The organism is Xanthomonas sp. 60 (assembly GCF_011761925.1).
This window is the reverse complement of record NZ_JAASQW010000002.1, coordinates 94,394-119,817: the sequence shown is the minus strand read 5'-3', so window position 1 is coordinate 119,817 and position 25,424 is coordinate 94,394. Positions and strand designations below refer to the sequence as shown.

General features: G+C 65.7%; 22 protein-coding genes and 3 tRNA genes. 20 read left to right on the top strand and 5 right to left on the bottom strand.

All coding sequences use genetic code 11. From position 1 onward, the window contains the following. Positions 1–10: 10 nt before the first annotated feature. The 10 genes from nuoN (at position 11) to pnp (ending at position 11,507) form a co-directional block, all read left to right on the top strand. Positions 11–1,471, top strand: coding sequence for an NADH-quinone oxidoreductase subunit NuoN (nuoN, locus tag FHY09_RS04445; RefSeq protein ID WP_166924582.1), 1,461 nt, complete (start codon positions 11–13; stop codon positions 1,469–1,471). 122 nt (positions 1,472–1,593) lie between these two features. Then, a tRNA-Met gene (locus FHY09_RS04440) sits at positions 1,594–1,670 on the top strand. Positions 1,671–2,000: 330 nt separating this feature from the next. Then, a tRNA-Met gene (locus tag FHY09_RS04435) sits at positions 2,001–2,077 on the top strand. 358 nt (positions 2,078–2,435) lie between these two features. Beyond that, on the top strand, positions 2,436–3,020 hold the full coding sequence (rimP, locus tag FHY09_RS04430; RefSeq protein WP_166924580.1) for a ribosome maturation factor RimP: 585 nt from the start codon (positions 2,436–2,438) through the stop codon (positions 3,018–3,020). A 4-nt stretch (positions 3,021–3,024) separates the two neighbouring features. Next, the gene (gene nusA / locus FHY09_RS04425; RefSeq protein ID WP_166924578.1) at positions 3,025–4,536 is read left to right on the top strand and encodes a transcription termination factor NusA; all 1,512 of its coding nucleotides are present in this window, start codon (positions 3,025–3,027) and stop codon (positions 4,534–4,536) included. A 92-nt stretch (positions 4,537–4,628) separates the two neighbouring features. Further along, positions 4,629–7,268: a translation initiation factor IF-2 gene (gene infB, locus FHY09_RS04420; RefSeq protein WP_166924576.1), complete on the top strand. Its 2,640-nt coding sequence runs from the start codon at positions 4,629–4,631 to the stop codon at positions 7,266–7,268. Between the two features lie 90 nt (positions 7,269–7,358). Further along, entirely contained in the window at positions 7,359–7,751 is a 393-nt protein-coding gene (gene rbfA / locus FHY09_RS04415) for a 30S ribosome-binding factor RbfA (protein WP_166924574.1), read from the top strand. Positions 7,752–7,844: 93 nt separating this feature from the next. Beyond that, positions 7,845–8,756, top strand: coding sequence for a tRNA pseudouridine(55) synthase TruB (truB, locus tag FHY09_RS04410; protein WP_166924572.1), 912 nt, complete (start codon positions 7,845–7,847; stop codon positions 8,754–8,756). A 169-nt stretch (positions 8,757–8,925) separates the two neighbouring features. Next, complete coding sequence (gene rpsO / locus FHY09_RS04405; protein ID WP_166924570.1) at positions 8,926–9,186, top strand: 30S ribosomal protein S15; 261 nt, start codon at positions 8,926–8,928, stop codon at positions 9,184–9,186. A 212-nt stretch (positions 9,187–9,398) separates the two neighbouring features. Continuing rightward, on the top strand, positions 9,399–11,507 hold the full coding sequence (pnp, locus tag FHY09_RS04400) for a polyribonucleotide nucleotidyltransferase (RefSeq protein ID WP_166924568.1): 2,109 nt from the start codon (positions 9,399–9,401) through the stop codon (positions 11,505–11,507). A 98-nt stretch (positions 11,508–11,605) separates the two neighbouring features. Here the strand turns inward: pnp and FHY09_RS04395 are convergent, their stop codons facing one another. The 4 genes from FHY09_RS04395 to FHY09_RS04380 all read right to left on the bottom strand — a co-directional run bounded on the left by FHY09_RS04395 (position 11,606) and on the right by FHY09_RS04380 (position 15,576). Continuing rightward, the gene (locus FHY09_RS04395; protein WP_166924566.1) at positions 11,606–12,985 is read right to left on the bottom strand and encodes an insecticidal delta-endotoxin Cry8Ea1 family protein; all 1,380 of its coding nucleotides are present in this window, start codon (positions 12,983–12,985) and stop codon (positions 11,606–11,608) included. A gap of 332 nt (positions 12,986–13,317) precedes the next feature. Then, entirely contained in the window at positions 13,318–14,904 is a 1,587-nt protein-coding gene (locus FHY09_RS04390) for a PepSY-associated TM helix domain-containing protein (RefSeq protein WP_166924563.1), read from the bottom strand. A gap of 10 nt (positions 14,905–14,914) precedes the next feature. Continuing rightward, positions 14,915–15,178, bottom strand: coding sequence for a hypothetical protein (locus FHY09_RS04385; protein WP_166924561.1), 264 nt, complete (start codon positions 15,176–15,178; stop codon positions 14,915–14,917). Beyond that, positions 15,178–15,576, bottom strand: a complete 399-nt coding sequence (locus tag FHY09_RS04380) for a hypothetical protein (protein WP_456362708.1) — start codon at positions 15,574–15,576, stop codon at positions 15,178–15,180. Before FHY09_RS04380 ends, FHY09_RS04385 begins: the two co-directional genes overlap by 1 nt. Before the next feature lie 291 nt (positions 15,577–15,867). On the opposite strand from FHY09_RS04380, the gene thrS reads away from it, so the two are divergent. The 10 genes from thrS to FHY09_RS04330 all read left to right on the top strand — a co-directional run bounded on the left by thrS (position 15,868) and on the right by FHY09_RS04330 (position 24,034). Beyond that, positions 15,868–17,769 (top strand): threonine--tRNA ligase, encoded by a 1,902-nt coding sequence (gene thrS, locus FHY09_RS04375; RefSeq protein WP_166924559.1) that lies wholly within the window; start codon positions 15,868–15,870, stop codon positions 17,767–17,769. Positions 17,770–17,817: 48 nt separating this feature from the next. Then, a complete protein-coding gene (infC, locus tag FHY09_RS04370) occupies positions 17,818–18,360 on the top strand; it encodes a translation initiation factor IF-3 (protein WP_166924557.1) in 543 nt (180 codons plus the stop codon). Between the two features lie 254 nt (positions 18,361–18,614). After that, positions 18,615–18,812 carry a 50S ribosomal protein L35 gene (rpmI, locus tag FHY09_RS04365; RefSeq protein ID WP_002811096.1) on the top strand — a complete coding sequence of 66 codons (198 nt, stop codon included), beginning with the start codon at positions 18,615–18,617 and terminating at the stop codon, positions 18,810–18,812. Positions 18,813–18,823: 11 nt separating this feature from the next. After that, the gene (rplT, locus tag FHY09_RS04360) at positions 18,824–19,183 is read left to right on the top strand and encodes a 50S ribosomal protein L20 (RefSeq protein ID WP_166924555.1); all 360 of its coding nucleotides are present in this window, start codon (positions 18,824–18,826) and stop codon (positions 19,181–19,183) included. A 193-nt stretch (positions 19,184–19,376) separates the two neighbouring features. Further along, entirely contained in the window at positions 19,377–20,372 is a 996-nt protein-coding gene (gene pheS, locus FHY09_RS04355) for a phenylalanine--tRNA ligase subunit alpha (protein WP_166924553.1), read from the top strand. A 90-nt stretch (positions 20,373–20,462) separates the two neighbouring features. Further along, entirely contained in the window at positions 20,463–22,844 is a 2,382-nt protein-coding gene (pheT, locus tag FHY09_RS04350; protein WP_166924551.1) for a phenylalanine--tRNA ligase subunit beta, read from the top strand. A gap of 27 nt (positions 22,845–22,871) precedes the next feature. Next, positions 22,872–23,171: an integration host factor subunit alpha gene (locus tag FHY09_RS04345; RefSeq protein WP_166924549.1), complete on the top strand. Its 300-nt coding sequence runs from the start codon at positions 22,872–22,874 to the stop codon at positions 23,169–23,171. Continuing rightward, on the top strand, positions 23,152–23,508 hold the full coding sequence (locus FHY09_RS04340) for a MerR family transcriptional regulator (RefSeq protein WP_166924546.1): 357 nt from the start codon (positions 23,152–23,154) through the stop codon (positions 23,506–23,508). Before FHY09_RS04345 ends, FHY09_RS04340 begins: the two co-directional genes overlap by 20 nt. A 68-nt stretch (positions 23,509–23,576) precedes the next feature. Next, positions 23,577–23,653, top strand: a tRNA-Pro gene (locus FHY09_RS04335). A 144-nt stretch (positions 23,654–23,797) separates the two neighbouring features. After that, complete coding sequence (locus FHY09_RS04330) at positions 23,798–24,034, top strand: hypothetical protein (RefSeq protein WP_166924544.1); 237 nt, start codon at positions 23,798–23,800, stop codon at positions 24,032–24,034. A 24-nt stretch (positions 24,035–24,058) separates the two neighbouring features. Here the strand turns inward: FHY09_RS04330 and FHY09_RS04325 are convergent, their stop codons facing one another. Next, entirely contained in the window at positions 24,059–25,273 is a 1,215-nt protein-coding gene (locus FHY09_RS04325; protein WP_166924542.1) for a sensor histidine kinase, read from the bottom strand. Between the last annotated feature and the right edge of the window lie 151 nt (positions 25,274–25,424).

Here is a 25,424-nt window from a genome sequence, read left to right as displayed (position 1 = left end):
GGATTTGACAATGACCACCTCGCCGCTGCTGCCCCTGACCGCCGCTGACCTGCCGCCGCTCGCTCCCGAGCTGGTGCTGGTCGGCTGTGCCTTCGCCCTGATGATCCTCGACCTGTTCGTCAGCAACCGGAACAAGCTCGTCACCCATCTGTTCTCGCTCGCCGCGCTGACCGTCGTGCTGGTCATGCTGGCCACCGGAACGGGCGGGCAGGGGGAGGTGTTCCATGGCATGTTCGTCCGCGATACCGCGGCCGATGTCATGAAGATCGCCATCGTGCTCTGCAGTGGGCTCACGCTGGTCTACGGCTGGAGCTACCTGCGCGAGCGCAACCTGTTCCAGGGGGAAATCCCGGTACTGGTGCTGTTCGCCACCGCCGGCATGATGATCCTGGTGTCCGCCGGCAGCCTGCTGATGGTCTACCTCGGCCTGGAACTGCTGGCGCTGTGCTCCTACGCGCTGGTGGCCAGCAACCGTGACAACGGGCTGGCGTCGGAAGCCGCCATGAAGTACATCGTGCTCGGGTCGCTGGCCTCCGGCCTGCTGCTGTACGGCATGTCGCTGATCTACGGCGCGACCGGTTCGCTGCACCTGGACGTCATCCACGGGGCCATCGAGCATTCCGACGAGCGCATGCTGCTGCTCACCGGCACCGTGTTCATGATCGCCGGCGTGGCGTTCAAGCTGGGCGCTGCACCGTTCCACATGTGGCTGCCGGACGTGTACCAGGGTGCGCCTGCGCCGGTGGCACTGTTCGTGAGCTCGGCCCCGAAGCTGGCGGCATTCGGCATGGCCTACCGCCTGCTGGAAGTGGGCGTGGGCCCGCTGTCGGACGAGTGGAAGCTGCTGATCGGTGCGTTGGCCGCGCTGTCGCTGGTCATCGGCAACCTGATGGCCATCGCCCAGCACAACCTCAAGCGCATGCTGGCCTACTCCACGGTTTCCCACATCGGCTTCCTGCTGATGGGCGTGGCCGGCGGTGGTCCGGAGGGCTACGCGGCGGCGCTGTTCTATGCCCTGGCGTATTCGATCATGTCCACGGCGTCCTTCGCAGCGATCATCGCGCTGTCGCGCGGTGGTTTCGAGGCGGAGAACATCGACGACTACAAGGGTCTCAATGCCCGTAATCCGTGGATGGCATTCCTGATCCTGTGCATCATGGCCTCGCTGGCCGGTATCCCGCCGTTCCTGGGCTTCTGGACCAAGCTGGCGGTGCTGCGCTCGGCGATCAACGGCGACATGCTGTGGCTGGCCATCCTGGGTGTGCTGGCGGCGGTGGTGGGCTGCTTCTACTACCTGCGTGTCATCAAGGTGATGTATTTCGACGAGCCGGTCGGCGAGCCGCTGCCGCGCAACAACGACCGTGTGCTTGGCGTGGTGCTGGGCGTGAATGCGATCGGGCTGCTGGCGCTGGGTCTGGCCTGGAATCCGATCATGGTGTGGTGCCAGCAGGCCTTTGCACATATTTCCTGAAAATCGACACAAACCTGTGCGTTTGGTGTAATATTCGTTTCCTGAGTTGTGACTGCAACGGTTCTGCCAGAACATCGTTGCAAGACGCCTCCCTCGTGAGGCAGCAATTCGACCACTTCTGATGCGGGGTGGAGCAGTCTGGCAGCTCGTCGGGCTCATAACCCGAAGGTCGCAGGTTCAAATCCTGCCCCCGCTACCAAGACGAACAAGCGATCCCGGAAACGGGGTCGCTTTTTTCGTTGTGGGGGTTGGGGCGCGGGTCGCGCGGACAGAGCCGGTGCCGGGGCGGTGCGCTGCGGGTGGGCGGGGGACGGTAAAACTGCGTCATGGGTGTCTCGCGTCGCGCCATCCATGGCGCTCCTTGCCCCCGCCAACGCGGCCCACCTTCCGACACCTTCCGGTCGCTGTTTTGGCAGTCGCGGAGCAGGGGGAGGAGAGGCGGCGAGGCACCTATCGTGGGGCGTTCAGTCGTCCGGCCCACCGCAGGGGTTGCGCAGTGCAGCAGAAGCGTGCATAATCTGGCTTCTGGTGCGGGGTGGAGCAGTCTGGCAGCTCGTCGGGCTCATAACCCGAAGGTCGCAGGTTCAAATCCTGCCCCCGCTACCAATCAGGCATCAGACAAGAAAGCGATTCCGGAAACGGGGTCGCTTTTTTCGTTGGGTTTCCCGGCAGCCTGACGCGCAGCTTGCACCATGCCGGTGCAAGGTCTATCATCACCGGGCTGGCGGTATATCTGATGGTTGGCTCTGCAACGAGCGCAGCCATCCCGCCACCGGCTTCGACCAGAAGCTGGGCTTCGCAGGGGACCGCGTCAGCGCGCCCTGCGGCCGGAATCCAATGACCGGATTTCACCGGACACGGGGCCCAGCGGGCCCTTTTTCATTTCCGGAACAGGGTCAGGACACTGGCTCCCTCTTCACCCCGGCCGAGCATGGCTCGGCTCCCTGGATAACTAAGGCAGGCTGTGAGCGACAAGGCAACCGAAATCGCGAATCTGCTCGGTCCCACCGTTGATGCGCTGGGCCTGGAGCTGCTGGGCGTGGAATATCTGCCCGCACCCGGCGGCGCCACGCTGCGTCTGTACATCGACGTGCTGATCGCCGAGCAGGACGAGCGCACCATCAATGTCGAGGACTGCGAGCGCGTCAGTCGCGAAGTGTCCGCGCAGCTGGACGTCGAAGACCCGATCAGTGGCAACTACACGCTGGAAGTCTCCTCCCCCGGCGTGGACCGTCCGCTGTTCACCCTGCAGCAGTTCGGCCAGCACCTCGGCCAGAACGTGAAAGTGCAGCTGAAGCTGCCGCAGGAAAACCGCCGTCGCCTGCAGGGCCGGATCGACTCGGTCGATGCGGAGCAGGGCACGATCAGCATCATCGTCGACAAGGCCACGCTGGTGGTGTCGGCCGACAACATCGACAAGGCACGCATCATGCCCGACTGGGTGGCGCTGGGGCTGGCCCCGAGCAAGCCGACCGGTCCGGCCAAGCGTCCGAAGCCGAACATGAATCCATCCAACGAGCCTGCGGCCAAGAAGCCGCGCGCGGAGTGAGCCAATGAGCAAGGAACTTCTGCTGGTAGTGGACGCGGTCGCCAACGAGAAAGGCGTGCCGCGTGAAGTGATCTTCGATGCCATCGAGGCGGCGCTGGCGTCGGCCGCGAAGAAGCGGTATGCCGAAGAGGAAGTGCTGGCCCGCGTGGTCATCGATCACAAGGACGGCACCTACGAGACCTTCCGCCGCTGGGAAGTGGTGGCCGATGACGTGGTCATGGAGTCGCCGGACCGCCAGGTGCGCCTGATGGATGCCATCGAGGAGGCCGAAGGCGTCGAGGTCGGCGATTTCATCGAGGAGCAGATCGAGAATCCGGATTTCGGCCGCATTGCCGCACAGGCGGCCAAGCAGGTCATCGTCCAGCGCGTGCGCGAGGCCGAACGCCAGCAGGTCGTCGACGCCTGGAAGGACCGCGTGGGCGAGCTGATCACCGGCGTGGTCAAGCGTGCCGAGCGCGGCAACATCTATGTGGACCTGGGCGGCAACGCCGAGGGCTTCATCCCGAAGGACAAGGGCATCCCGCGCGACGTGCTGCGCGCCGGTGACCGCGTGCGCGGCTACCTGGCCGAAGTGCGTTCGGAGCCGCGTGGCCCGCAGCTGTTCATCAGCCGCGCGGCGCCGGAATTCATGATCGAGCTGTTCAAGCTCGAAGTGCCTGAAGTCGGCCAGGGCCTGGTCGAGATCAAGGCCTGTGCACGTGATCCCGGCGACCGTGCCAAGATCGCCGTGCTGGCCCACGACAGCCGGACCGATCCGATCGGTGCCTGCATCGGCATGCGCGGTTCGCGCGTGCAGGCCGTGTCCAACGAGCTCAATGGCGAGCGCGTGGACATCGTGCTGTGGAATGACAACCCCGCCAATTTCGTCATCAATGCGATGGCGCCGGCGGAAGTGCAGTCGATCATCGTCGATGAGGACAAGCACTCGATGGACCTGGCTGTGGCCGAAGAGCGCCTGGCGCAGGCCATCGGCAAGGGGGGGCAGAATGTCCGCCTGGCCAGCCGCCTGACCGGCTGGCAGCTCAATGTGATGACCCAGGACCAGGTGACCGCCAAGTCCGAAGCCGAACAGGCCTCGGGACGTCAGCTGTTCATGGACAAGCTGGAAGTCGACGAGGAAATCGCCGGCATCCTGGTCAGCGAGGGCTTCGGCACTGTCGAGGAAATCGCGTACGTGCCGGTGGGTGAACTGCTGGCCGTGGAAGGTTTCGACGAGGATATCGTCGAAGAACTGCGCGCCCGTGCCCGTGACGCGCTGCTCAATGATGCGCTGGCCGTTGAAGAAGGCCTGGAAGACGGCGTTCCTGCCGATGACCTGCTGGCCCTGGAAGGCATGGACGAGGTCACCGCCTACGCCCTGGCCAGCCATGGCGTGCGTACCGGTGAGGACCTGTCGGACCTCGCCGCCGATGAGGTGGTCGAATTCGGTATCGAGGGCCTGGACCAGGAGCGCGCCGCGGCGCTGATCCTGGCCGCCCGCGCCGAAGAGATCGCACGACTGGAACGCGGCGAATGAGCCGGCAATGAACAGGGCCCTGAGCCGCTCAGGGCGTAGAATCCGCGCTACCTCCACGAACGGGGGGGCGCCCTCAAGATCATAGGATCCGAATGTCGCAGCAAACCACCATCCGCAAGCTTGCCGAACTGGTCAACACACCGGTTGAAAAACTGCTGGAACAGCTGGCGGGTGCCGGCATGAAATTCAGTGGCCCCGAACAGGTCGTGACCAGCACCGAGAAGGTGAAGCTCCTGGGCTTCCTTCGTCGTGCCCATGGCAAGCCCGAGCAGGCCGCTGAAGAGGCCGACACGGCTTCGAAGAAAATCACTTTGAACCGCCGCAAGCACCAGGAAGTGACGGTGAACGCGGGTCGCAGCCGGACCACCGTGAATGTCGAGGTGCGCCAGAAGCGTACGTACGACAAGTCGGCGGCCCGCATGACCCCGGATGAGGAGCGCGCCGACATCCTGCGCAAGCTGGAGGAATCCCGCCAGCGCAACCTTGACGAGCAGGCTGCCCTGGCCGAGAAGGATCGCCTGCGCGACGAGGCCATCGTGCGCAAGCGTGAAGAGGAAATCGCCGCCAAGGAACGTGCGGAAGCCGACAAGAAGGCTGCCGAGGAAGCCGCTGCGGCCGCGAAGGCCGCTGAAGCGGCGGCCGCCAGCCGTCCGGCCGCCGCACGCGCCGATGCCGCGCCGGCCGCACCGCGCAGTGCACGTCCGCCGGCAGGTGGCCCGTCGGCCCCGCCGCGTGGCGCTGCGCCGCCGCGCTCGGACGACCGCAACAGCCGTGGTCCGGCACGTACCGACCGCCCGGGTGGTGACCGCTTCGCGGGCCAGATGCACCTGTCGGCCGCCGACCGTGCGCGTCGTGGCAACAGCAACAGCAACAACCGTGGCCGTCCGGGCAGCCGTCCGCAGCCGGGTCGTCGCGACATGCGCGGCAGCAACAACAGTGGTCCGCACGCGTTCGAGCGGCCGACCGCGCCGGTCGTGCGTGAAGTCGCCATCGGCGACAGCATCACCGTGGCCGATCTGGCCGCCAAGCTGGCCCTGAAGGGCGGCGAGGTGGTGAAGGCGCTGTTCAAGATGGGCGTGATGGCCACCATCACCCAGTCGATCGATCACGACACTGCCGTGCTGGTGACCGAAGAGCTCGGCCACGTGGCGACGCGTGCCAACGACAACGACGCCGAAGACGCGCTGCTGGCGTCCGCCGGCCAGAACCAGGGCGACCTCGCCCCGCGTCCGCCGGTGGTCACCATCATGGGCCATGTCGATCACGGCAAGACCTCGCTGCTCGATTACATCCGTCGTACCAAGGTCGCTACCGGTGAAGCGGGTGGCATCACCCAGCACATCGGCGCGTACCATGTTGAAACGCCGAAGGGCGTGATCAGCTTCCTGGATACCCCCGGCCATGCCGCCTTCACCTCGATGCGTGCGCGCGGCGCCAAGCTGACCGACATCGTGGTGCTGGTGGTTGCCGCCGATGACGGCGTGATGCCGCAGACCAAGGAAGCGATCCAGCACGCCCGTTCGGCCGGTGTCCCGCTGATCGTGGCGATCAACAAGATCGACAAGTCCGGCGCCGATCCGATGCGCGTCAAGAACGAACTGCTGACCGAGCAGGTCGTCTCTGAAGAGTTCGGTGGCGACGTGCAGATGGTCGAGATCTCGGCCAAGGCCGGCCTGGGCATCGATGATCTGCTGGAAGCCATTTCCGTGCAGGCCGAACTGCTCGAGCTGAAGGCGGTCGCCGAAGGCCGGGCCAGCGGTGTGGTCATCGAATCCTCGCTCGACAAGGGCCGCGGCCCGGTGGCGACGGTGCTGGTGCAGCAGGGCGCGCTGAAGAAGGGCGATTACCTGGTCTGCGGTGTCCAGTACGGACGCGTGCGTGCGCTGTTCGACGAAACCGGCAAGCAGCCGGAGCAGGCCGGCCCGTCGATTCCGGTGCAGGTGCTGGGTCTGTCCGGCGTGCCGGAAGCGGGCGACGACTTCGTGGTGGTCGAAGACGAGCGTCTGGCCAAGGAAGTCGCGCAGCAGCGCGAAACCAAGCGCCGTGAATCGCGCCTGGTGCAGTCCGCCGGCAGCCGCATGGAAGACATCATGTCGCAGCTGGGCAAGGGCGAGGGCCAGCAGGTGCTCAACCTGGTCATCAAGGCCGACGTGCAGGGTTCGGTGCAGGCCCTGAGCCAGGCGCTGGTGGGTCTGTCCAACGACGATATCCGCATCAACGTGATCCACTCCGGCGTGGGCGGCATCACCGAATCGGACGCCAACTCGGCGGTTGCGTCGAAGGCCACGGTCATCGGCTTCAATGTGCGTGCGGACGCCTCATCGCGCCGCATCATCGAGTCCAACGGCATCGACCTGCGCTACTTCTCGATCATCTATGACGTGATCGACCAGGTGAAGCAGGTGGCCTCCGGTCTGCTGGGCGTGGAGATCCGCGAAGAGATCATCGGTATCGCCGATGTGCGCGATGTCTTCCGCAGCTCCAAGCTGGGCGCCATCGCCGGCTGCATGATCATCGAAGGCGTGGTCAAGCGTAACAAGCCGATCCGCGTGCTCCGCGACAGCGTCGTGGTGTTCGAGGGCGAACTGGAATCGCTGCGCCGCTTCAAGGAAAACGTCGAGGAAGTCCGCAATGGTACCGAGTGCGGTATCGGCGTGAAGGCGTACAACGACGTCAAGCCGGGTGACCAGATCGAGTGCTTCGAGCGTATCGAAGTGCCGCGCACCCTGTAAGGCTGCAAGGGACCGGGCCGAAAGGCCCGGTCCTGCTTTGAGACCCACCCGCTAGACTGCTGTCATCATCCCCATAAAGAGCCAGACCGCGTGCCCAAGACTTTCCACCGAACCGACCGTGTCTCCGCCCAGCTCCGCCGTGAACTCGGCACCCTGGTGCACAGCGCCGTGCGCGTGCATGGCCTGCCCTCGGTAAGCGTGTCCGACGTGGAAATCACCCGCGACATGGCGCATGCCAAGGTCTTCGTGACGGCGCTGATGCCGGAGCGTTCGAAAGAGGCGATGGAAGGGCTCAAGGAGCTGGCCTGGTCGCTGCGCATGGAACTGGCCAAGGCCATGAAGCTGCGCCATGTACCCGAGCTGCACTTCCATTACGACGAATCCGTCGATCGTGGCGAACACATCGACAACCTGCTGCGGGCCCTGCCGGACACCGTCGCAGCAGAGAAGAAGCGCGAAGAAGGCGAGACGGGCGAAGAATAAGCCTGCCGCGTGTCCAGGGGCAGTGGCCGGGCGTCACCCGGAGCGGCCCGTTTCCAGCGCTGCGTCGAGCGCACCGATTGCTGATGTCTTTTGATGAAACCACGTATCCCGTTCCGTCGTCTCGACGGCATCGTCCTGCTCGATAAACCGGGCGGCATGAGTTCCAATGCGGCGTTGCAGATCGCGCGCCGCCTGTTCCGTGCCGAGAAGGGCGGCCACACCGGCAGCCTGGATCCGCTGGCGACCGGCCTGCTGCCGCTGTGCTTTGGCGAGGCGACCAAGATCGCCGGGCTGCTGCTGGGCTCGGCCAAGGCCTACGACGCCGAGATCGTGCTGGGACAGACCACCGACACCGACGATGCCGAGGGCCAGGTGCTGCTCCAGCGCCCGGTCCCGGCCATCAGTGCCGAGCAGCTGCAGGCGGCTTTGGTGCCGCTCACCGGTGCCATCGTCCAGCGTGCGCCCATCTATTCGGCGCTGAAGCAGGGCGGGGAACCGCTGTATGTGAAGGCGCGGCGCGGTGACCTGATCGAGGCCCCCGAGCGCGAGGTGCAGGTTGAATCCATCGAGGTGCTTGAACAACAGCCCGAACGCCTGCGCCTGCGAGTCACCTGCGGATCGGGTACCTACATCCGCAGCATTGCCCGGGACCTGGGTGAGGCATTGGGCTGCGGCGCCCACATCAGCGCCCTCCGGCGGCTGTGGGTCGCGCCGTTCGAATCGCCCGCCATGGTCACAGTGGAGCAGCTGCAGGCGTGGGCCGCGGACGGTGACGAAGCCGCGCTGCAGGCCCATCTGCTGCCACTGTCGGCCGGCCTGACCCAGTATCCGCAGGTGCGGCTGGATACTGAACAGGCGCCCCGCTTCGGCATGGGCCAGCGCCTGCGCGACCCGGCATGGCCCGCGGGCCTGGTGGCCGTAACCGGCCCGGGCCGCGCGCTGCTGGGCCTGGGCCAGGTGGACGAGACCGGACGCTTGTCACCCCAGCGCTGTTTCAATTTCTGACCCGAACGCGTCCGGTTCACGCCGGGTCCTTGTCGCCGGGCCGCGCGCCCGGTACACTTTTACGGCCCTTTCACGGGCAGCCTGCGACCTGCAGGTTCATCATCAGCCTACGGCGAGCCAGGCGGTACGTGCACACGTTTCTGCGGGCCCCGCATCAAAAGAGAAAATCATGTCGATCGACACCCAGCAAGTCATTGAAAACAACAAGCGCAGCGACACCGACACCGGTTCCCCGGAAGTCCAGGTGGCCCTCCTGACCGCCCGCATCGAACTGCTGACCGGTCACTTCAAGACCCACAAGAAGGATCACCACAGCCGTCGTGGTCTGCTGCAGATGGTCAACCGCCGCCGCAGCCTGCTTGACTACCTGAAGAAGAAGGACGTCACGCGCTACAAGGCTCTGATCGAAAAGCTTGGCCTGCGTCGCTAAGCAACGAATCCCCCGCGGCGCAGCGATGCGCCGCGGTTTTGTTTTTGCAGCACCGTATTTCCCCGCACCGCCGTCCGCGGCAGCGCCGGCAGTGCCGGTTCCAGCCGTACCGTTGCGTTCAATTGTTTTCCGACCGGGATGACCGGTCACCCGCAGGCGGCACGGGTCGCCTCCGGTCCATTCGCAGACAGCATCCCCAAGGACACACCTCCGTGGCAAAAATCACCAAAACCTTCCAGTACGGCAAACACACCGTCACGCTTGAGACCGGCGAAATCGCGCGCCAGGCCGGCGGTGCCGTCATCGTCAAGTTCGACGACACCGTGCTGCTGGTCTCCGCCGTCGCCGCAAAGAGCGCGCGTGAGGGCCAGGACTTCTTCCCCCTGACCTGCGACTACCAGGAGAAGTTCTACGCCGGTGGCCGTATCCCGGGTGGCTTCTTCAAGCGCGAAGGCCGCGCGACCGAAAAAGAGACGCTGATTTCGCGCCTGATCGATCGCCCGATCCGTCCGCTGTTCCCGGAAGACTACAAGAACGAAGTGCAGATCATCGCCACGGTCATGTCGTTGAATCCGGACATCGACGGCGACATCGCCGCGCTGATCGGTGCCTCCGCCGCCCTGTCGCTGGCCGGCACCCCGTTTAAGGGTCCGATCGCCGCCGCCAAGGTGGGTTACAAGAACGGTGAGTACATCCTCAACCCGACTGTGACCGAGCTGAAGGATTCGGAGCTGGAGCTGGTTGTCGCCGGTACCGCCAATGCGGTGCTGATGGTGGAATCCGAAGCCGCACTGCTGTCCGAAGATGTCATGCTGGGCGCCGTGACCTTCGGTCACCGCGAGATGCAGAAGGTCATCAACGCGATCAACGAACTGGTCACCGAAGCCGGCACCAAGCCGTCGACGTGGACCGCCCCGGCCAAGAACGAAGCGCTGATCAGCGCCCTGCAGGAAGCCATCGGCCCACGCCTGGGCGAAGCCTTCCAGGTGCGCGACAAGCTGCAGCGTCGTGACGCCATCTCGGCGATCAAGAAGGACGTGGTCGAGTCGCTGGCCGGCCGCGTGGCCGCCGAAGGCTGGAACCCGGCCGAACTCTCGAAGGAATTCGGCGAGCTGGAATACAGCACCATGCGCAACTCGGTGCTCGACACCCAGGTCCGCATCGACGGTCGTGCCCTGGACACCGTCCGCCCGATCGCCGTGAAGACCGGCATCCTGCCGCGTACCCATGGTTCCTCGCTGTTCACCCGCGGTGAGACGCAGGCCATCGTGACCATCACGCTGGGCACCGCCCGCGACGGTCAGGTGATCGACGCCGTGTCCGGTGAGTACAAGGAGAACTTCCTGTTCCATTACAACTTCCCCCCCTATTCGGTGGGTGAGACCGGCCGCATGATGGGCCCGAAGCGTCGCGAGATCGGCCACGGTCGTCTGGCCAAGCGCGGCGTGCTGGCCGTGATGCCGTCGCTGGAAGCCTTCCCGTACACCATCCGCGTCGTCTCGGAGATCACCGAGTCGAACGGTTCCTCATCGATGGCCTCGGTCTGCGGCTCGTCGCTGGCCCTGATGGACGCCGGCGTGCCGGTGAAGGCACCGGTTGCCGGCATCGCCATGGGCCTGGTCAAGGAAGGCGATCGCTTCGTCGTGCTGTCCGACATCCTGGGTGACGAAGATCACCTCGGCGACATGGACTTCAAGGTGGCCGGTACGTCGGAGGGCATCTCCGCCCTGCAGATGGACATCAAGATTGAAGGCATCACCGAAGAGATCATGAAGCAGGCGCTGCAGCAGGCCAAGGCTGGCCGTCTGCACATCCTGGGCGAAATGGCCCACGGCCTGACCGCTCCGCGCGAAGAGCTGTCGGACTACGCGCCGCGCCTGCTGACCATCAAGATCCACCCGGACAAGATCCGCGAAGTGATCGGCAAGGGGGGTTCGACCATCCAGGCCATCACCAAGGAAACCGGCACCCAGATCGACATCCAGGACGACGGCACCATCGTCATCGCGTCGGTCAATGCCATCGCTGCGCAGGCTGCCAAGGCCCGCATCGAGCAGATCACCTCGGACGTCGAGCCGGGCCGCATCTACGAGGGCAAGGTCGCCAAGATCATGGACTTCGGTGCGTTCGTCACCATCCTGCCGGGCAAGGACGGCCTGGTCCACGTGTCGCAGATCTCCAGCGACCGCGTCGAGAAGGTCGGCGACGTGCTGAAGGAAGGCGATGTGGTCAAGGTCAAGGTGCTTGAGGTCGACAAGCAGGGCCGCATCCGCCTGTCGATGAAGGCCGTCGAGGAAGGCGAAGGAGCTGCCGCCGAGTAATCGGCCCAGGTGCGGCTGGTATAGCCGACCCTTTGCGTTTGTACGAAAAAGCGGGCTGTTGGCCCGCTTTTTCGTTATGCGGGAATCAGCGGGAGGCATCAGTCCAGGGGGCGTCGGACCCAGTCGACAAGGTGGGGTGCGATGACCGGAATGATCCGTGATTCGGCCTCAGGCTGGATGCGTGTCGGGCCGGGGAAATCCAGACCGAAGCCGAACACAAGCCCACTGATGGCGCCCTTGGCGGCACCGCTGTGGCTTCCTTTGCCTACGCTGCGTATGGATTGCATCCCGTGCTTGGCGTAGCCGCTTTCGACGGTGACCTCGTTGGGCTCTGGGTCGCGGCCGACCTTGTGCGTACGTCCATGGATGTCTTCCAGCGACAACAGGGCGACGCCTGCGCCAAAGCTTGTCCGGGCGCTCTTGAACCAGAATGAGGGGTCGATGCTCATCTCCGTGCGCTCGCCCCAGATTTCACCGGTCTGCAACGTCTGCTCCGTCTGGTCATAGTGCAGGGCGAGTGCGGAAAGCCACTCGGTCCGCCACTGCTCGCGGATCCAGACTTCCAGGCGGTTGATACGTGTTCCAGGCGTTTTCCAGTCCGGAATCTGATCAGGTGCACGCGACTCCAGGTCCCACCACCCGGCGATGGGTGAGAAGATTTCCCGGAGCAGCCAGACGCTCTTGCGATCCGGATACTTCTCCGCGTCGAAGGCATACCAGGTATCGCGCTGGTCGATCACTTCAAGCTGCAGCCTGGCTTTCTCGGCCAGCATGGCCGACAGCGGCTGGTTGCGCGTGGCCGGGGTATCCCGGTTCGGATTGTCCTGGCGCGCTTTGGCGATGGCCGCCTCAACGACCTGATCGACATGGCGCGTATAGGCGTCGATGCGGTTGCTGAGCTCGCGCTTGTAGCTCTGCACCGACTCCGCGCTGAAGCCCACCTCGCGACCCTTGAGGGCGATATCCCTGAGCAGTGCCAGATGGAGCGTCGCAGCCGTGGCGAAGAGTGGCAGAAGCGCTATCTTCTCTGCATTGAGCTGGAAACGCGGGATCAATGCGACGAACTCCGTATTGCAGGCGATGCTCTGGGAATGGATCGTCAGCGTGTCCTGTGCCGCCACCGCGTCCCGGTAGAGTCGTGAGACGTTGGTCAGTCCCTCAAGGTCCGCCTTCACCAGCTCGAACACGGTCTCGGAGATGCGCTTATCCGTGTATTCGCGCCACATCTGCTCGGGCGTTTTTCCTTGGGCGGGGAGAATCAGTGCGCCGATGTACGAGAGCAGGCCGCCGACCGCTGGCGCCTGGTAGAGGGCCCCCAGCGCGGATTCCCTCATCAGCTCATAGAGTTCTCCGGATGGATTTTCCGGATGCGGTGCGGTGAGTGCATGGCCTGTACTTTCGGCCGCCGCGGGCCACGGCGGGGACGCCAGCAGGTGGCCTGTTGCAAGCGATGAGCAGCCTAGTACGGCGGCGGCCATCAGTCGTCTGCGGGCGGGATCGTGCGGCCTGCAGGCCGCACCTGCAGTATGCCGGGGGATGCGATGTGTCATTGCCTGGCCTTGCGTTGGTGGGAGCGAGCTCCGGTGTGCCAATGCTCGGTCAGCTAAGGGATCGGCGGCAGGGGACAACCGCCTGTCCAATAGCGGGAGAAACGCGCGCTAATGGCTGGGGTGATGCCGACAGGCCGGTGGGCGGCTCCCGCGACAGCCGATGCGTCAACGCATGCGCCCGCGCCTCATGACCGCAAAGGTGGGCTGATCGGGACGTCATGTGGCGACAACGGGGCGTCGCCTCTGGTGTCGCCGGGTGCTCAGGGCGCGGACACTGACAGCCCGGCCGGGCGCGCCCATACGCTGTTGGGTTCGCCATGGAGGGCTCTTCGGTGGGTTGCGCGCGCCAAGGCGGCGAACCCGACGGCCATCGCCAGCGCCACCCCATCTACCCAGAACACGGGCCAGTAGCCCTGTTGCGCGCTCGTCCAGAGCCACAGCCCGCTCATGGCGCCGTGCGCGACCGGGACCAGCGCCGTGACCATTGCCGCCGCCCACGTCAATTCCCGTGCGGCCTGCCACGGCGCACGCACGGCCGCCCACAGCGCACAGCTGCCCCAGACCGTGAAGCAGGTCCAGCGCACGCCCGCATCCACCTGTCCCGGTGCCACTGACTCGAGCACCTGGGCACTCACGAACGCCGCCGACACGGCCACCACAAGTCCCATACAGACACCGACCGTGGCCCGCGCCATGTTGATCTGGGCCCGGCCCTGCTGCACCTGCCGGCGCTTGCGTCGCGACTCGATCCACAGCAGATTGCCGGAATAGAACAGGAAGGCCCCGCCCAAGCCCAGCAGGAAGTAAAGCCAGGCCACTGCGCCATTGCCGAACTCACCGAAATGCAGGGCATATGCCGCACTGAGCGTGGCGTGATTGGCGTCGCGCTGCCCGGGCAGCTGGCTGGCCAGGAGTTGGCCACTGGCGACATCGAACGCCACCGCGCCGGCGGGTCCAAGCGTACCCTCCGCCTCGCCGGTGATTTCCAGGGTGGCGTTGGCATCACCGGCATGGGCCAGTTTCAGATAGACCGGTTCGAAGCCCTGGACACCCTGCGCGCGCGCCACCTGCAGGGAGCGGGCATGCAGCGCGGCCAGGTCGACGCTGCCGCCAGGACGCTGGGCCGGTGCACGCACGGGCGCCGTGTCCATGGCCGACGGTACGGCCTGCAGCAGTTTGCCGTCATAGATCAGCGGATTCAGCAGGCTCATCTGGAGGAAGACCAGGCAGAGCAGGGCACCGGTGACTGCGAACAGCAGGTGGAAGGGCAGGCTGAGCACGCCGATCACATTGTGCGCATCCTGCCAGAACTGCTTGAGATTGCGGCCCGGTCGCAGTGCGAACAGGTCGCGCGTGAGCTGGGGCAGGTGGATCACCAGGCCACTGAGCAGGGCCACGCCGTACAGCAGGCTCACCACACCCATCAGGTAGATACCGACAACGGGCAGCCCCAGCGTGTAGTGCAGTTCGTTGACCAGTTCGGCAAGGCCGGTCTGCGGGGGTGTCACGCTGCCGTTGTAGTGGTCGAGCCACGCATACTGCCAGGTGCCGTGTGCGTCCTGCCAATAAGCCAGTGGCTGCGGGTGATCGGCGCCCGGGAAGGTCATGCCGACATGCGTCCTGGCAGCCGGGTGACGTTCAAGTACGCCGTCCAGCAGCCGCTGTGCATCGGCCAGGCTCGCCGCCGGCTGGTTGATCGCCGAGGGGGTCTGCCAGAGCGGGATATCGTGGTGGAAGACAGTCAGGGCACCGGCGTAGAAGGCCACGAACAGCGCCATGCCCGTGACCAGTCCGAGCCAGCGGTGCAGGGTGGTGAACGTGCGCAGGGTCTGTGAACTGAATTTCATGCCAGGCGCCTCAATGCACCGCGCCGGAGACGCGCAGTCCCCAGAGCAGCAGGAAACCCGCCACCGCACTGCCGCCCATGACGGCCCAGGCGCGCATGGCGGTGCGGAAGCTGAAGGCCCAGACGGCAGCGAGCATCCAGGCCGGGATGAAGGCGATCAGGCTCGGCACCAGTGCCGAGGTCCAGGGGCCGGGCGCCAGCCACGTGGCCAGGCCGGTGGCTGCGGCAGCGAGGAAAAATCCGACGAGCAGGCCTGCCCAGGCACGCGCCCACATCAGCGCGGCGACCGCGCCGGTACGGTCGCCGGGCGATGCCACGCGGCCAGCAGCGGCAGCAGCGTGGCCACCCCCATCCAGCCGCACAGCGCCACCACCAGGCCTGCGCCCACCCCGAGATCGGCCATCCACAGCCAGGCGGCCGCGACCGCCGCGACGGTACCCAGTTCGCGGCCAAGCTGTCCGGCGCGCCGCAGACGTGCCCAGCGACAGTGGGCCGAGGCGGCGTAGAAGCCGACCACGGACAAGGCCGTGCTCAGCAGCGCCAGGCAGCTGAAGCCGAGCGAGGACAGGCCGATCGAAGGGATGTGGATCACCGGGGCGAGGCCGGGAGCAGACGAGATCAGGAGCGGGAAAGGCACGGCAGTGACCGGCTTCAGGGCAGGGGTGCAGTGCATATGGTAATCATTGTCATTTCCGCGATCCAGCGTCGGCTGCGCCACATGCGTGCTGCCCTTGGGCTTTGCCGCAGGCTGGTTTAAGATCGCAGGCAGTCTTTCTCCATCGGATCCAGGTGGCCCGCGCCAAGCGCCGGCCGAGCGTGTGACATGAGTACTACCATCGCCCACTGCTGACCTGCCCCGACGGCTCCTGATCCAAGGCGCCCGCGTGGCGCTTTTTTATTGCCCGGGCGTTGCCCGGACCCGCATCCCAGCCCGCCCGCACGGGCCCCGCATGAAGCCATTCCGATGATCACGATCACCCTTCCCGACGGCAGCCGCCGTGAGTTCGAACAGCCCGTCAGCGTCATGGACGTGGCCCAGTCCATTGGTGCCGGCCTGGCCAAGGCCACCATCGCCGGTGCGGTGGATGGCGTGCTGGTGGATGCCAGCGACGTCATCGACCATGACGCCAGCCTGCGCATCATCACCGCCAAGGACGAAGAAGGCGTGGAGATCATCCGCCACTCGACCGCGCATCTGGTTGGCCACGCGGTCAAGCAGCTGTATCCGGACGTCAAGATGGTCATCGGTCCGGTCATCGCCGAGGGCTTCTACTACGACATCCAGTCCGATCGTCCGTTCACGCCTGAGGACATGGCGGCCATCGAAAAGCGCATGGGCGAGCTGATCGCGCAGGACTACGACGTCATCAAGAAGATGACGCCGCGGGCGGAGGTCGTGGAGATCTTCCGGGCCCGGGGCGAGGACTACAAGCTGCGCCTGATCGAGGACATGTCCGATGACATCCAGGCGATGGGCATGTATTACCACCAGGAATACGTGGACATGTGCCGCGGCCCGCACGTGCCCAATACGCGCTTCCTCAAGGCTTTCAAGCTGACCCGGATTTCCGGCGCGTACTGGCGCGGTGACGCGCAGAATGAACAGCTGCAGCGCATCTACGGTACCGCCTGGGCCGACAAGAAGCAGCTGGAGGCGTACATCAAGCGCATCGAGGAAGCCGAGATGCGCGACCATCGTCGCATCGGCAAACAGCAGGACCTGTTCCACCTGCAGGAAGAAGCGCCGGGCCTGGTGTTCTGGCACCCGAAGGGCTGGGCGCTGTGGCAGGTGGTCGAGCAGTACATGCGCAAGGTCTACCGCAGCACCGGCTACGGCGAAGTGCGCTGCCCGCAGATCCTGGACGTGTCGCTGTGGCAGAAATCGGGCCACTGGGACAACTACCAGGACGCGATGTTCTTCACCGAGTCGGAGAAGCGCACCTACGCGCTGAAGCCGATGAACTGCCCGGGCCACGTGCAGGTGTTCAACCAGGGGCTGCACAGCTATCGCGATCTGCCGATCCGCTACGGTGAGTTCGGCGCCTGCCACCGCAACGAGCCCTCCGGTGCGCTGCATGGCATCCTGCGCGTGCGTGGTTTCACCCAGGACGACGGCCACGTGTTCTGCACCGAGGGCCAGATCGAAGCAGAGGTGACGGCCTTCCATCAGCAGGCGCTGGCCGTGTACCAGCACTTCGGTTTCGAGGAGATCCAGGTCAAGATCGCGCTGCGCCCGGAATCGCGCCTGGGCGACGATGCGACCTGGGACAAGGCCGAGGCGGCACTGCGCTCGGCACTGGCCACCTGTGGCGTGGAGTGGCAGGAGCTGCCGGGCGAGGGCGCCTTCTACGGACCGAAGATCGAGTACCACCTGAAGGATGCGATCGGCCGCACGTGGCAGCTGGGCACCATGCAGGTCGATTTCATGATGCCCGGCCGCCTCGGCGCCGAGTACGTGGACGAGAACAGCCAGAAGAAACACCCGGTCATGCTGCACCGGGCGATCGTCGGCTCCATGGAACGCTTCATCGGCATCCTGATCGAGCACCACGCCGGCCAGTTCCCGGCCTGGTTGGCACCGACCCAGGTGGTGGTGGCCAACATCACCGACGCCCAGGCTGAATACGTAAGCGACGTCCGCAAAGCCCTTGCGGATCAAGGCTTCCGGGTGGCGGCCGATTTGCGTAACGAGAAGATCGGTTATAAGATTCGTGAGCATACCCTGCAGCGTGTTCCGTATCTGCTGGTCATTGGTGACCGCGAGAAGGAAAATGGCGCTGTGGCGGTGCGTACGCGTTCCGGCGAAGACCTCGGCAGCATGAGCCTCCAGGCCTTCATTGAACGGCTGCAGGCCGAGGGCGCGTAATCAAAGGTCCGGTCCGCGCGCAGTGGCGTGCGGGCCGGTTCGACACCCTTGGGAGATTGCAATATCAGTACGCCTGACAACAAACAGAACCGCAGGAATCAGGAAATCCGTGTGCCGCGCGTCCGCGTGATCGGCAGCGACGGTGAGATGATCGGCGTGCTCACGCGCGACGAAGCCCTGGCGATGGCCGAGGAAGAAGGCCTGGACCTGGTCGAGATCCAGCCGCAGGCCGATCCGCCGGTCTGCAAGGTCATGGATTTCGGCAAGTTCAAGTTCGAAGCGCAGAAGAAGGCCAGCGAGGCCAAGAAGAAGAGCAAGCAGGTCGAGATCAAGGAAGTGAAGTTCCGTCCGGTCACGGACGAGGGCGACTACCAGATCAAGCTGCGCAAGATGCGTGGTTTCCTTGAAGAGGGCGACAAGATCAAGGTCAACATCCGCTTCCGTGGCCGTGAGATGAGCCACCAGGAGCTGGGTCGCGAGATGGCGGGCCGGATCGAAGCCGATCTGGGCGAAGACATCGTGATCGAATCCCGTCCGCGTCTGGAAGGCCGTCAGATGGTGATGATGATCGCGCCGAAGAAGAAGACCTGAGGCAGGTCGGCTGCCCTGCGTGGGCGCCGGCGGCTGGAGGTGAAGGAGAAGGGCGCCACCGGCGCCTTTCTGCTTTTCCGGGGCCGTGCTTTTCCGGTAAACGCGCGCTACCCATCAGCAGCGATTGGCTGTATGATTGCCGGCTCGACCCATCAGGAGGGGTCGTACGCGGATCATGGCAGGACGGAAAGTGTGGCCCAGGCCACCGCCAGATCAGTCAGAAACCAGGGTCAAATCCCATCAAGGACATAGCAATGCCCAAGATCAAGACCAACCGGGCGGCGGCCAAGCGTTTCCGCAAGACCGCCTCGGGCAAGTACAAGTGCGGCCACGCCAACCGTAGCCACATCCTCACGAAGAAAGCGACCAAGCGGAAGCGTAACCTGCGTCAGACGAACCACGTCCGCGCAGAAGACGCCGGCCGTCTGGACCGCATGCTCCCTTACCTCTGAGGAACTGACACATGGCACGAGTAAAGCGTGGCGTACAGGCGCGTCGCCGTCACAAGAAAATCCTGACTCTCGCGAAGGGCTACTACAACGCCCGTCGCAAGGTCTTCCGCGTAGCCAAGCAGGCCGTCATCAAGGCGCAGCAGTACGCCTACATTGGTCGTAAGCAGAAGAAGCGTAATTTCCGCTCGCTGTGGATCGTCCGTATCAATGCTGCGGCCCGCATCAACGGCCTGAGCTACAGCCGCTTCATGAACGGCCTGCTGAAGGCTGGCATCACCCTGGACCGCAAGGTGCTGGCTGATATCGCCGTTCACGACGAAGCCGCGTTTGCGGCGCTGGCCGAAAAGGCCAAGGGCGCTCTGGCGGCGTAAGTCCATTCCCCTGCCGTTGCCGCGCAAGCGCAGCGGCCGTGGGTAAGGCACGTATGGGGAAGGGCGCAAGTCCTTCCCCATTCTTTTTTGTACGGTGGCCAGCGCAGCCTGCGCGGCGGCCGGACAGCGGTGGCGACGGGGGTCGGCCCTTCGCAGATCGCGAAGGCATTCCGACCCGAGGTTCCGGCACCCCATGAGCGACATCCAATCCCTGACGACCCAGGCGCTGGCCGACGTGGCCGCCGCGCAGAGCCCCGACGCGCTGGAGCAGCTGCGCGTGGCCCTGCTGGGCAAGAGCGGCCGCATCACGGCCCAGCTCAAGCAGCTTGGCACCCTGCCAGCCGACGAGCGCAAGGCCGCCGGTGAAGCCATCAACATCGCCCGCGATGCGCTGACCCGCGCGCTGGCCGAACGCAAGGGCGTGCTCGAAGGGGCCGCGCTGGACGCGCGCCTGGCCGCCGAGGCCATTGACATCACCCTGCCGGGACGGCGTGGCGAACGTGGCGGCCTGCACCCGGTCACCCGTACGCTGGAGCGCATCACCGAGATCTTCGGCCGCCTGGGCTACGAGCTCGCCGAGGGTCCGGAGATCGAAGACGACTGGCACAATTTCGAAGCGCTGAACTTCCCGCCGCACCATCCGGCGCGGGCGATGCACGACACCTTCTATTTCGGGGATGGTCGGCTTCTGCGGACCCACACGTCCGGCGTCCAGGTGCGTTACATGGGGGAGCACGCGCCGCCACTGCGCATGATCGCCGCCGGCAAGGTCTATCGCAGTGACAGCGACCAGACCCATTCGCCGATGTTCCACCAGGTGGAAGGCCTGCTGGTGGACGAGCATTCCAACTTCGCCGACCTGAAGGGCACGCTGTCCGAGTTCGTGCGTGCGTTTTTCGAGCGCGATTTCGAGATGCGCTTCCGGCCGAGCTATTTCCCGTTCGTCGAACCTGGCGCCGAGGTGGACATCGCCTGGCAGCAACCGGACGGCAGCACGCGCTGGCTCGAAGTGCTCGGCTGCGGCATGGTGCATCCCAACGTGCTGCGCAGTGTCGGTATCGATCCGGAGCGTTACACCGGCTTCGCATTCGGGCTGGGCGTGGAACGCTTTGCGATGCTGCGTTATGGCGTCAACGACCTTCGCGCGTTCTTCGAGAACGACGTGCGGTTCCTGAAGCAGTTCGCCTGACCCCCGCCACGCCGCACCGGACCCTTCTGCCCGGCGGCAGGCATGACACATACGGCCCAGGCGCCTGCGCCGGCCCTCCAGGAAAACATCATGAAGTTCTCTGAAAACTGGCTGCGCAGCCATGTCCCCACCCCGGCCAGTCGCGACGAACTCAGCGCCGTGCTGACCGCCATCGGACTGGAAGTGGAGGACGTGACGCCGCTTGGCGGCGGCCTGGACAAGGTCGTGGTGGCGCGCATCGTGGAGGCGGTGCGCCATCCCGAAGCCGACCGGTTGCAGATCTGCCAGGTTGATGCAGGGCAAGAGACGCTGCTGCAGATCGTCTGTGGCGCACCGAATGCGCGTCCGGGCCTGTTGGCGCCCCTGGCGCTGGTGGGGGCGCGCATCGGCACGCTCGACATCGCGCCGGCCCGGCTGCGCGGCGTCGAATCCAACGGCATGCTGTGCTCGGCCAGGGAGCTGGGCCTGGACAGCGACGCGTCAGGCCTGTTCGAGCTGCCGGACGACGCGCCGGTGGGGCAGGGACTGGTCGACTATCTCGGACTGCCTGACGCCAGCATCGAGATCAAGCTGACCCCTAACCGTGCCGACTGCTTCAGCCTGCGCGGAATCGCGTTCGATGTGGCCGCCGCGACGCGCTGCGAGGTGCTGCCGCTGGTGGACGAGGCGATGAGGGCGGTGGGCAGTCGTGAACTCGCCATCGACCTGCAGGCGGGCGCCGAAGCACCGCGCTACCTCGGTCGCGTGATCGAGGGCGTCGATGCCCGCGCGAAGACCCCGCTGTGGATGGCCGAGCGCCTGCGCCGCAGCGGCGTGCGCCCGGTGTCGCTGCTGGTCGACATCACCCAGTACGTCATGCTGGAGCTGGGCCAGCCGATGCACGCCTATGACCTGGACACGCTGCAGGGACCGATCGGTGTACGCCGATCGCGCGCTGGTGAGCGCCTGACGCTGCTCGACGGGCGCGATGCCGCGCTGGATGAAAGCTTCCTCGTGGTGACCGACGCCGACCGTCCGGTCGGCCTGGCGGGCCTGATGGGGGGCATGGACACCCGCGTCACCGATGCAACCACCGCCGTGTTCCTTGAGGCGGCCCACTTCGCGCCGGCCGCGATCATGGGGCGGGGCCGCAAGCTGGGCCTGCACACCGATGCCGGCCATCGTTTCGAACGCGGCGTGGATCCGGCCCTGCCGCGCACCGCGATCGAACTGGCGAGCCGGCTGGTGCTGGAACTGGCCGGCGGCACGCCGTCGCCGGTGACCGAGGCCGTGCGCGAAAGCGACCTGCCGCAGCCCGCGCTGATCACGCTGCGTCGTGCGCGTATCCAGCGCGTGCTCGGGATCGCCATCGCCGATGCGGAAGTCGAGCGCATCCTGCGCGCGCTGGGCATGGAAGTGGACGCGGTGGCCGAGGGCTGGCGGGTAACGTCGCCAAGCCGCCGCTTCGATATCGCCATTGAAGAGGATCTGATCGAGGAACTGGCGCGCATCCATGGCTATGACCAGATTCCGACCACGCTGCCCGGTGGCGCCTCCCGCGTGGCGATGCCCACCGAAACCCGCCTGGACGAGCTCAGCGTGCGTCGCCAGCTGGTCGCGCGCGGCCTGCAGGAAACGCTGAACTTCGCCTTCGTCGACGCCCAGCTGTTGACCCACTGGCAGTTCACCGAACACCTCGTGCCGCTGGCCAATCCGCTCTCGGCCGAACTGGCGGTGATGCGCCCGGCGCTGCTGCCGGGTCTGGTCGCCACCCTGGGCCGCAATGCGGCGCGCCAGGCGGGCCGGGTGCGGGTGTTCGAGCTCGGACGGGCGTTCTCGGCGCAGGCTGGCGAAGGCCAGCCGGCGCCGCTGGAAACCCAGCGCGTGGCGGCCGCCGTCTGTGGCGACGCCGATGCCGAGCAATGGGGCCTGCCGGCACGCAAGGTCGATTTCCATGACCTGAAGGGTGACCTTGAAGCCTTGGCCGCCGCCTCGGGCGCGGAGCTTGAGTTCCGGCCCTCGTCACGCCCATCCGGTCATCCGTCGCGTTCGGCCGACATCCATCGCGATGGCGTCTGTATCGGATGGATCGGCCAGATCCACCCGCGTCTTGCAAAGGCCATGGATATCGATGTCGAGGTCTATGGCTTCGAACTGGATCTGGCGCCGCTCACCGCCCGGGCTTTGCCGCGCGCTGGGGAGCTGTCGCGCTTCCCCGCCGTCCGTCGCGATCTGGCGGTCCTTGCGCCCGAAGCGGTGGCATGGGCCGATCTGGCGGCCTGCGTCCGGCGCGCGGCCGGCCCGCTGGTGCGTGAGGTGAATCTGTTTGACCGCTACGTGGGCCAAGGGGTCGAACCGGGCTTCAGGAGTCTCGCTATGGGCTTGATTTTGCAGGACAAGTCGCGCACTCTGACGGACCGCGACGTGGACGCGGTGGTGGCCGAGGTGGTCGCCGCCATCGAGCGTGAACACCACGCCCGGCTCCGCAGCTGAGCGGATGCATCCAGGGGTAAGCAGGCGATGGCACTGACAAAGGCCGAAATGGCTGAAAAACTGTTCGACGAAGTCGGGCTCAACAAGCGTGAGGCCAAGGAATTCGTCGACGCGTTCTTCGATGTGCTGCGCGATGCCCTGCAGCACGGACGTCAGGTGAAACTGTCCGGCTTCGGCAATTTCGACCTGCGGCGCAAGAACCAGCGCCCGGGTCGCAATCCCAAGACCGGTGAGGAAATTCCGATTTCAGCGCGGACGGTGGTGACGTTCCGTCCGGGCCAGAAGCTCAAGGAGAGGGTGGAAGCCTATGCTGGATCCGGGCAGTAACCGCGAACTACCGCCGATTCCGGCCAAGCGCTACTTCACCATCGGTGAGGTGAGCGAGCTGTGCGACGTCAAGCCGCACGTGCTGCGTTACTGGGAGACCGAATTTCCCAGTCTCGAACCGGGCAAGCGCCGCGGCAACCGACGCTACTACCAGCGCCATGACGTGCTGATGGTGCGGCAGATCCGCAGCCTGCTCTACGAACAGGGCTATACGATCGGTGGGGCGCGCCTGCGGCTTGAAGGGCCCGACGGGCGCGAGCAGGCGCAGTTGAGCCAGCAGATCGTCAAGCAGGTGCGTGTGGAACTGGAAGAAGTGCTGCAACTGCTCCGTCGCTGATACTTTTTTCCCGCCAATCAGCTATACTTCACGGCGCGGCTTGAACGGCGGGACACATCGCAGACATTCGGGGCGTAGCGCAGCCTGGTAGCGCATCTGCCTGGGGGGCAGAGGGTCGTCGGTTCGAATCCGGCCGTCCCGACCACTGTGATGGAGATCAAAGGCTTGCACCTCGGGGTGCAGGCCTTTTTCTTTGGGCGCCTGCAATGCGCTGCCGCGATTGGCGCCCAGTCAGCTGGCGTTGCCTGCGTATCCCTTCGTGCGACGCGCGAAGCGGATCATGGCCGGCATGACAAAAACAGACGGCGGCAAGGCACGCTGGGCGCAGGCGCGCAGCGCGTCACTCGAGGAGCAGGCACGGATCCTGGTGCAGGAACGCGGCGGTGATTGGCAGGCCCGCGAGCGACGGCGGCGTGCGGCCGACGGGCTGCGCAACCAGGCGGCGCACATGCGGCAGATCGCGCGTCGTCTTCTTCCCGGGGCCGAGCACGGCGACGACCTGTCTGCCGTCGATTTCGTGTTCTGAGTAGCCCCGTGGGCTGCCGTCTGCTCAGGCCGGCAACGGAAGCCGCAGCGTGAAACAGGTGCCGTCCACGACGTTGGAGGTGACGCTCAGCTCACCCTCGTGCGCGCGGGCGATCTCCGAGGCGATGTAGAGACCCAGTCCGAGGCCGCTGTCCAGACGCTGGGCAGGCGTGCGGTGGAAGGGCTCGAACAGCACGGCGAGGGTCTCGTTGGACATGCTGCCCGCGTTGGATAGGTGCAGCTCGAGCGCATCGTCGGTGCAGTGTCCACGCAGGCGGATCGGCTCGCCGCGCTGGCCGTGGATCGCTGCATTGATGACCAGGTTGCTCACCAGCTGGCACAACCGGTCGGCATCGCAGGTGACCACTTGCGGCAGCGCCATCGCATCGACCTGCAACGGTGTTTCAGGATAGGGCAGGAGGGCCTGCTCGCAGGCACGGACCAGAATGCCGGCCAGATCGGTCCAGGGCTGCAGGCGCAGGGCGACCCCGGCGCCGAGACGCCCGCGGGCGAAATCCAGCGTGGTGTCGATCAGTTCGGCGATGCGCTGGGTACTGTCCTCCACGTGCCGCAGCAGATTCTGCTGGGCCGGTGCGGTGGCACTGAAGGACAGCAGCTCGGACGTCACCCGGATCGTCTGCAGCGGGTTGCGCAGGTCATGGGCGAGGACGGCGATGAACTCCTCGCGCTGGCGACGTTCGCGCAGCAGCTCGGCATTGTTGGACTCCAGGGCCTGCAACTGCTGCTGGGAGGCGGTCGGCCCGGCACTGCCGTTCTGGGCGTTGACGCGGTCATGCTGCCGGGCGAGCAGACCATCGATCTGCGTGGCGACCAGTCCGGACAGCGTGGTGATCATGCGCACCATATCCTCGGTCACCTCCCGCACGGCCGGATCCAGCGTGCACAGCGTGCCGTAGACACTGCCATCGCCCAGTACCACCGGCACGGAGATGTAGCTGCGGAATCCATACAATGCAGGGATCGGACTGTCACGCAGCTGCGCATCCACAGCGTGGTCCCCGAAGGCGACCGGTTCCCGTCGCGCGCACACGTCGCGGCAGAAGGTGGTGGCCAGATCAAGTTTCAGCCCGGCGCTGAGTCCCAGGCCGGAGCGGTCGAGCACATGCATCGCTTCGTAGGTGGTGGCATCCACGCGTCCGAGCAGCGCGACCCGCATGCCGGAAACGGCACACGCCAGCTCCAGCGTCGAGCGGAACGGCGCTTGGCGAATATCGGGCATCCTGCAGCAACCTCTTGCCAGTGACATCGGGCCCAGGCACACGGCGGCCAGGCAACACCGTCATAGTGACATGTGACAAGGCCTGCCGCCATCTGCTTCGATGGTGCGGTGGCGCCGGCCGTGCATGCAGAGACGTGCCAGCCCCCTCCTG